The following is a 1,433-nucleotide window of genomic DNA, read 5'->3' as shown; positions in this document are numbered from 1 at the left end:
GCGAATTCGACTGCCGGGCGATAACGACGCGACGACCGTCAGGCGGCCCGGGGATTCGACCACGCGGCGGTGGTGTGGGTGTGGCCGCTCTCGTCGATCAGGCGGGCCGGCATACCGTACTGCTCGAGCCAGCGCATCGCCCCGAGGCCTCGGCGCAGAGCGGTCGCACAGGCCGCGTCCGCCCACACCGCGTCCGCGGCGATGACGGTGACCTCGCGCCACAGCGAATCCCGGGAGTCCCCCGCCGTGCGCGTCGACATCGCGGCACCGGCCGGGAGTTCGACGGTTCCGCCCCCGGGCAGGTCGATCTGCCAGCCGCCGGCCGGGCAGTTGCCGGCGGTGGCCATCGTTTCGCCCATCCGCACCAGGACTCCGCATTCGAGGTCGCGGGCCACCGCGGCGGCGGCCCGGTCGACGGTGTCGGCCTTCGCGGTCTCGCTGATGTCCAGGCTCACCCCGTACGGGGTGAGGACGGTCTCGCCGTCGAGTTGCACGTCGAGGTAGGTGGGCAGCGGGTGGATCGGCGCCGTGGAGGCCTCGTCGAGGTCGGCGTCGTCGGCCGACAGCGGATCGACGACGCCGTCGGTCATCCGGGCCGCCCACAACGCCGAGCGCAGCAGCACCGACAGCCGGGGGCTGACCTGCACCGGGATGCCCTGCGCGAGGTTGACGGCGTGGATCTCGGCGTCGCCGCGCTGCGGATTGCAGGCCGCTTCGGACTCGATGACGATGTCCCGCACGAGCCGCTCGGCGTCGCGCAACGCATCGTACTCGGTCACGGCCAGCGTGACTCGTTCCCCCCACCCCCGCCATCTGCTGAATCTGATCATGACGGGCTCCACGCACGTTCGATTCGGTGACGATGCCTACCAGTATGCCCCGGTCACAGTCTGGCCAGAATCCCAGCGGTGTCGACCCCGGTCGGCAGGGTGCCCAGCGCGATGCCCCAGTCGTGGTCGAGGCGGCTCGCGCAGAACGCGTCGGCGACGGCCGGATGCCCGTGCCGCACCAGTTGCGCACCCTGCAGGACCAGGGCCATGAGTTCGACGACCCGCCGGGCCCGGTATTCGACGTTCTCGAGGTCGGCGAGTTCCTTGCCGACCCGGGAGATCGCGTCGTCGAGCCGGCGATCGGCGCCCTCGGCGAGCCGGGCCTCGGCGAAGAACGCCTCGACGGTGTCGGGTTGCTTGATCATGGCGCGCAGCGCATCGAGCGCGGCGACGTTGCCGGATCCCTCCCAGATCGACATGAGCGGCGACTCCCGGAACAGCCGGGGCATGCCCGACTCCTCCGCGTAGCCGTTGCCGCCGAGGCATTCGAGGGCCTCGGCGGCGTGCGCCGGTGTCCGCTTGCACACCCAGTACTTGGTGACGGCGAGTGCGATGCGTCGCAGCGCAGCCTCCTGCGGGTCGCCCGAGGCGCGGTCGGTGGCG

2 protein-coding genes are annotated in these 1,433 nt (G+C 71.7%); both read right to left on the bottom strand.

Annotated elements, in window-relative coordinates; genetic code table 11:
* Positions 1-38 precede the first annotated feature (38 nt).
* On the bottom strand, positions 39-830 hold the full coding sequence (locus tag I0Q12_RS23965; protein ID WP_197255400.1) for an FAD:protein FMN transferase: 792 nt from the start codon (positions 828-830) through the stop codon (positions 39-41).
* Positions 831-883: 53 nt separating this feature from the next.
* Positions 884-1,433, bottom strand: a 550-nt coding sequence (locus I0Q12_RS33740; protein WP_269437688.1) for an acyl-CoA dehydrogenase family protein, incomplete at its 5' end; no start/stop codon positions are given.

This window comes from Rhodococcus sp. CX, from assembly GCF_015865005.1.
Lineage (GTDB): Bacteria > Actinomycetota > Actinomycetes > Mycobacteriales > Mycobacteriaceae > Rhodococcus.
This window is presented reverse-complemented; position numbering and strand designations above follow the sequence as displayed.